General features: G+C 70.8%; 8 protein-coding genes. 5 read left to right on the forward strand and 3 right to left on the reverse strand.

The genetic code is table 11. The features are described 5' to 3' along the window. The 3 genes from VIB55_RS19740 to VIB55_RS19750 all read right to left on the reverse strand — a co-directional run. Nucleotides 1–624 (reverse strand): hydantoinase/oxoprolinase N-terminal domain-containing protein (locus VIB55_RS19740; RefSeq protein WP_331878387.1); only part of this gene is annotated, 624 nt, incomplete at its 3' end. A 13-nt stretch (nt 625–637) separates the two neighbouring features. Next, complete coding sequence (locus VIB55_RS19745) at nt 638–859, reverse strand: DUF2905 domain-containing protein (RefSeq protein WP_331878388.1); 222 nt, start codon at nt 857–859, stop codon at nt 638–640. A 132-nt stretch (nt 860–991) separates the two neighbouring features. Beyond that, nucleotides 992–1219, reverse strand: a complete 228-nt coding sequence (locus VIB55_RS19750; RefSeq protein WP_331878389.1) for a hypothetical protein — start codon at nt 1217–1219, stop codon at nt 992–994. Nucleotides 1220–1425: 206 nt separating this feature from the next. On the opposite strand from VIB55_RS19750, the gene VIB55_RS19755 reads away from it, so the two are divergent. The 5 genes from VIB55_RS19755 (at nt 1426) to VIB55_RS19775 (ending at nt 6107) form a co-directional block, all read left to right on the forward strand. After that, nucleotides 1426–1965: an acyl-CoA thioesterase gene (locus VIB55_RS19755; protein ID WP_331878390.1), complete on the forward strand. Its 540-nt coding sequence runs from the start codon at nt 1426–1428 to the stop codon at nt 1963–1965. Between the two features lie 127 nt (nt 1966–2092). Next, entirely contained in the window at nt 2093–2644 is a 552-nt protein-coding gene (locus VIB55_RS19760; protein ID WP_331878391.1) for a Uma2 family endonuclease, read from the forward strand. 111 nt (nt 2645–2755) lie between these two features. Next, nucleotides 2756–4015: a winged helix-turn-helix domain-containing protein gene (locus tag VIB55_RS19765; RefSeq protein WP_331878392.1), complete on the forward strand. Its 1260-nt coding sequence runs from the start codon at nt 2756–2758 to the stop codon at nt 4013–4015. A 124-nt stretch (nt 4016–4139) separates the two neighbouring features. Beyond that, nucleotides 4140–5678, forward strand: coding sequence for a serine/threonine-protein kinase (locus VIB55_RS19770; RefSeq protein ID WP_331878393.1), 1539 nt, complete (start codon nt 4140–4142; stop codon nt 5676–5678). Between the two features lie 39 nt (nt 5679–5717). After that, nucleotides 5718–6107: a DUF4259 domain-containing protein gene (locus VIB55_RS19775; RefSeq protein ID WP_331878394.1), complete on the forward strand. Its 390-nt coding sequence runs from the start codon at nt 5718–5720 to the stop codon at nt 6105–6107. The last annotated feature ends 292 nt before the right edge of the window (nt 6108–6399 follow it).

Here is a 6399-nt window from a genome sequence, read left to right on the forward strand (position 1 = left end):
GTCCAATGGCTCCAGGACCGACCCGTCCGCCGCCAGCCGCTCCGCGACCTCGACGGCGGTGGCGTACAGCGGCTCGGAGGTGCACACGTTCAGCGCGAACAGGTCCGGCCGCTGCTGCGTGCCAATCCGCAGCAGGTCGCCGAAGCCGCGGGTGATGAACAGCGCCGTGGGCGCGCCCCGCCGCTCCAGCAGCGCGTTGGTCCCGCGCGTGGTCGCCAGCCGCATCGCCAGCAGCGGGAGCGGGGCGTCCGCGCGGGTGCCCGTCACCAGCCGCGCGCCCAGGATGGGCGCCTCCTCCAAGGATCGAACCTCCACCGCGGCACCCGGCGCCGCGTCCGCCAGCGGCCCATCCAGCCGCGCCGTCCCCGTCGCCGGGTCGTACGAGCGGATGCGGGCGGCGGCGCCATCGACCCCGAGAAGCCGCAGCTCCAGCCCGTCCACCACGCCCGGCGCCGCGCCCCACTCCTCGCCGATCGTCAGCACGTCCGGTGCGACTACGGAACGGATCACGCCACGGAGAGCACTGCTGCTGAGCACCTTGGCACGGCGAAGCGTCCCCGCCGGGTCCAGCGCCAGGCAATCCGTAAAGGTGCCGCCGGTATCGATCCAGATCTGCCAGGTCACGGAAAGCGTGCGATCAGAAGAAGCGGCGCGCGACGGCCAGCACCAGGCTCAGCACCACGGAAACGACGATCATCGTGACGATGGGAAAGTAGACGCGCGTGCTGCCGTTCTCGATGCGGATGTCGCCCGGCAGGCGCCCCACCCAGCCCAGCGCGCCCGTCATCACCAGCAGCCCCACGATGACGATCGCCGCGCCGAGCCCCACGATCAGCAGGCCCAGGGATCGGTTGTCCATATAGTGCGGAGGAACGCAGGGGGACGCGGTTCGGAGAAGCGATGATAAGCGTCCCAGGCGGCGGGGAAAAGACGAGGCCCCGGCAGACTCTCTCGTCCGCCGGGGCCTCGGTGCGGCGAAACCAGCCGCGTGCTACTTGTCCTTGTCGGCGCCCTCGGTGGGCGTGACGCTGACGTCCGGCGTCACCACGGTCTGCGTGTCGGTGCCCACGTTCACGTTCGCGGGATCGACGTCGATCGACGGAGCCTCGCCGCCCTTCACGTCCACGTCCGGGAGCGAGCCCTTGTCCTCGACCTCGGCGGTGCACGCGCCCAGCGCCAGCCCGAAAGTGGCGATCGCCAGCAGTCGCTTGATTTGCATACGGTTATCTCCCTGAGACGGAAACGGAAAAGCCTGCCGCTTCGCCAGGGTGCAACGCGCGTGCCCAACCTGTGTTCATCCTGCTGCCGGCGTGCCATCACGGTCTCACGGGCGAACGCTCGTTCGGTTGTGCGACAGGTGGAGGGGAGCGATCTTGGCACCCTGAGCAGGGCCTGGATGAACCAGCACCATCGAACGGACATCGTATGAACAACCGGCTGATTCGCCCGGTAGAGATCTATCTGAACACGCCCCCGCCCGATCCCAACGTGCCCCGGCCCGTGCGCGGGTCGCAGGTAACCTTCGCCGACCTGGCCGAGCCGCAAAGCCAGAACGTGGCGGGAACCCTCTTCGGCGGGGTGCTGCTGGGGTTCATCGACCGCGCCGCGGCGTTCTGCGCCATGAAGCACGCGGGGCGCCCCGTGGTCACCAAGAGCTTCGACGAGGTGGAGTTCAACGAGCCCATCTACATCGGCGAACTGGTGATTGCGCACGCGTCGGTGAACTTTACGGGCAACACCAGCATGGAGATCGGGGTGAAGGTGATGGCGCAGAACCCCATCACCGGCACCGAGCGGCACACCAACACCTGCTACGCCACCTTCGTCGCCCTGGACGAGACCGGCCGGCCGGTGCGCGTTCCTCCCGTGCTGCCCGAGACGGACGAGGAAAAGCGCCGCTTCGAGGGCGGCCGCCAGCGCCGCGAAGAGCGCCTCGCCCGCCGTCGGCCGCGCAAGAAGGAGTAGCGGCGGCGCGGAGTGTGCGGCCGGTGGCGGGAGATGTCCAGACTTGACGGTTTCGCGTCCGCATCGTACGCTTTTGAAGCGCGTCGGATCACCAGACCGATTCCCTCACGCACCCACGGAGGCAACGATGAAGATCGCACCTTTGGGACGTGAGGCCACGATCGATGACCTGTACAAGGTCGAGGGCAAGGCGGAGCTCGTGGACGGGAGGATCGTCCTCATGAGCCCCGGAGGAGATGTGCACGGCACGGCCGCGGGCAACATTTTCGCTAGCCTGAAGGCGCACCAACGGGCTTATGGGAGCGGTCGGGCTTACACCGCCGGGTTGGGCTTCATCCATTCGCCGCGGCGCTCCTTCTCGCCGGACGCGTCGTGGTATGTTGGTCCGCGCGCGGGTGGCAAGATGGTGGACGGCGTCCCGCTGTTCGCCGTGGAGGTGCGCAGTCCGGAGGACTACGGCCCCGCGGCGGAGCGGCGGCTGGCGGCGAAGCGCGCGGCCTACTTCGACTGCGGCACCCAGGTCGTGTGGGACGTGGACGCGTTGCGCGCGGAGGTGATTCGCGTGTACCGCGCCGCGGACCCGGAGAGCGCCGACGTCTACAAGCGCGGCGAGGTTGCCGACGCCGAGCCGGCGGTGCCGGGATGGCGGTTGCCGGTCGAGGAATTATTCGAGGACTAGGCCCGGGCCGGCCGTTCCGCTCGGCGCACAGGCTCTGCCTCTCCCGCACCATCTTCCCTGGCGCGCCGTCATCTGCATTACTGCACACCCGAACGCGACCCGCCACCGCGCGTGACCGATATCCGCCTCTCCCAATCCGCCGCGCGGGCGCTGATGCTGGCCGCGCAGGGGCTGGACCGGCGTCCGCGGCGCCGCGCCACCAGGGCCGGCGTCCTCGAGGCCATCCGCCGCATGGGCGCGCTGCAGATCGACACCATCAGCGTCGTGGCGCGCAGCCCGTACCTCGTGCTGTGGTCGCGCCTGGGCGACTATCGGCCGGAGTGGCTGGATTTACTGCTGGCCGAGGGAAAGCTCTTCGAGTACTGGGCGCACGAGGCGTGCTTCCTTCCCATCGAAGACTACCCCCTGTTCCGCCGCCGCATGCTCGATCCTTCGTGGGCCGGGTGGCGAGGGTCGCACGCGCTGATGGAGCGGCACCCGGAAAGCGCCGCGCGCCTCCTGGAACTGGTGCGCGAGCGCGGGGCGGTGCGGTCCAGCGACTTCGAGCGGCTGGAGAAGGGCGGCACCTGGTGGGATTGGAAGCCCGAAAAGCGGATGCTGGAGGCCCTGTTCACCGCGGGCGAGCTGATGATCCGACGGCGCGACCGGTTCCAGCGCATCTACGACCTGCGCGAGCGGGTGCTGCCGTCGTGGAGCGACGACCAGCTGCCCCCGGCCGACGCCGTGGATCGCGCGCTGGCGCTCAGGGCGGTCCGCGCGATGGGCGTCGCGAAGGCCAAGTGGGTGGCCGATTACTACCGGACCAGCAAGACGGCGACGAAGCTGCTCCCGCCACGCCTGGCACAATCCGGAGAGCTGCACGAGGTGGCGGTAGAGGGATGGAAGGAGCCCGGCTACGTGCACCCCGACCACCTGCCGGCCGCGCGCGCCGCGGCGGAGGGGCGCCTGAAGCCCACGCTCACCACACTGCTTTCCCCGTTCGATCCGCTGGTGTGGGACCGGGTGCGCGCGAGCGAGATGTTCGGTTTCGACTACCGGCTGGAGTGCTACACGCCGGCTCCCCGGCGCGTCTTCGGCTACTACGTGCTTCCTATCCTGCGGCGCGGTCAGTTGATCGGGCGGATGGACGCCAAGGCGCACCGCAAGGAGGGGATCTTTGCGGTGCGGGCACTGTACCTGGAACCCGGCGTGCGCCTGAGCGACCGCGCCGCCGCCGACGTGGCGAACGCCATCCAGGAATGCGCCGCCTGGCACGGAACGCCGATCGTGTCCATCACCCGTTCCGACCCGCCACAAGTTGGACGCATGCTTAGCGCGCTCCTCTCTGCGAGGACCACCGGCACAGTGCCGGACGGCGCCGAATCGGAGTAGATTGGTTGTGCTGCCGCAATCGGCCCAGCGGTTCAACGCCGAAACCGATCCGCTGCACCTCTCGTAAGTCATTCTCACGCACGCAATTCGCAGGGCGTCGGCGGGCACCTTCACCACCGGGCGGATGTACGGAATCGCGGGGCTGCTGACCGGCCGCACGCTGTGCGGGCGCTATCGCATCGAGGCGGTTGTGGGGCGCGGCGGCATGGGCGCCGTGTACCGCGCCCTCGACGAGCGCCTGGGCCGCGCCGTGGCCGTAAAGGTGATCGGCATCGTGGCGCACGAGCCCGCGGAGCACGCGCGCCTGCAGGCCCGCTTCCTTCGCGAGGCGCGCGCCGCCGCCGCGCTTCACCATCCCAACGTGGTGGCCATCCACGACTTCGGCGCCGACGAGGAGCTGGGGCTGGACTTCCTGGTGATGGAGCTGCTTCACGGCGAAGACCTGGCCATGCGCCTGGCGCGCAGCGGACCGCCGCCCACGCACGTGTCGCTTTCCATCCTGCGCCAGGCGGCCCGCGGGCTCGCCGCCGGACACCGCGCCGGCATGGTGCACCGCGACGTGAAGCCGGGCAACCTCTTCCTCCTGGCGGGCGACCACGCCGACGATCTGCACGTTCGCGTGCTGGATTTTGGCATTGCGCAGGTGGCGGGAGACGAGGGCGCGACGGCGGCGCAGCTGACCGAGTACGGACGCGCGCCGTTCTCCCCCGCGTACGCCTCGCCCGAGCAGATGCGCGGCGAGGAGCGCATCACCCCCGCCTCCGACGTGTTCAGCCTGGGGGCAGTGGGGTACCACCTGCTCACCGGCCTGCGCCCGTTTACCGCCACCGATGCGGGGCGGATGGCGATGGAGGCGGCCGAGTCCGTGCGCATGCTGCCGGAGCGCGCGCCGCACCTGCCGCGAGCCGTGGTTGAAACTCTGCAGCGGTCCATGGCCCCGAACCCGGCGCAGCGCTTTCGCGACGCGGCCGAGTTCGCCGAAGCCCTCTCCACCGGCGCGCCGCCACTGTCCCCGGAAGCCCAGCGGGAGTCGGCCACCACGCCCCCCGCCGTGCGGCCGCCACGCGCGCCTATCGCGGCCGCCGTCTCGGTGGAGCCGTCGCCCGACGACGAGACCCGGATGCAGACGCAGCCGCCCGTACGGGGGCACGCGTCCATTCCCGCCCCGGCGATGTACGCGCCGCCGCCCGCGTATCCGTCAGCCGCGCCGCCGGCGGCATATCCGTCGTCCGCGGCGCCATCGGCCGCGTATCCGTCCCCCGCGTACCCGCCGCCCCGCCCCGGGGTGATGCGCCGGTTCGCCCAGGGGTTGTGGCAGTTCATCGTCACCTGCACGGCGCTGGCGCTCTTCGTGGGCGCGTGGGCCCTGGCGAGCATGGGCGTGGCGTCGGAAGACACGCGCTGGGTCTACGCGGGTGCCGCAGCCGCCATCCTGTTCACGCCACTGGCGGTTCACCGGCTGAGCGGACGGCGGGGACGTCTGGGAGTGGGCGTGGCGGCCTGCATGCTCGCGACCGGCGGGGCGGTCTACTACGTGGGAACGGACGGCGATCCGGCCATTACCCTGGCGGCCGTCTTCGGCGTGCAGGTGGTGGCGAGCTTCGTCACTTCGCGGCTCACCCGGCGGCGGGTGCCGTTGGATGCGTACTATCCGGGGACGTGACCCGTCCCGGTCCACAAGAACCGCCAGCGGGAGACACGGATGGGAGCGTGGGGTGCGGGGAGCTTCGACAACGACGACGCGGTGGATTGGCTGGCGGACCTGGAGCACGCGCGCGACCTGACCCCGATCGACGCCGCGTTCGCCGCCGTCACGGGTGAAGGCGAGGCCGGCGAGGCGGATGCGTCCGTCGCCATCGCCGCCGCGGAGGTGGTTGCTGCCATCGATGGGCGCCCGCTCGCGGACCTTCCGGGCGAGATCGTCGACTGGCTGGCGTCCGCCCGCCCGCGGCCCGATCCCGGGCTGACGGAGCGCGCCCGCGCCGCCGTTCAGCGCATCCGCTCCTCGGCCGGGCTGAAGGTGATGGGGGGAGAAGGCGATTCCGCCGAGTGGTTCGGGCACATCGACGACCTGCTGCGGCGGCTCGGGTAGCGCAAGAAGCCGAGGCGGGGGAGGGCTGATCGCGGCGCATGCCGCGGCGCCCCCCATCCCCAGCCCTTCCCCCGCAAACTGCGCGGGGGAAGGGAGTCAGCCCGGGCCGTCGCCGTAACTCCTTGCACCACCAAAGCTTGTCATCCTGAGGCCCAGGCGCACCGCACTCGCCGGCGGCACATCCCACGCGGGCCGAAGGATCTTGCCGAGGGTACGTAATAGCCCGGGCGCGGCAGCGGGCACCGGAGTAGAGGCCGCAACATCGGGGCGGTTCGAACCGGGCCGGCGCATG

This window comes from Longimicrobium sp., assembly GCF_036554565.1.
Lineage (GTDB): Bacteria > Gemmatimonadota > Gemmatimonadetes > Longimicrobiales > Longimicrobiaceae > Longimicrobium.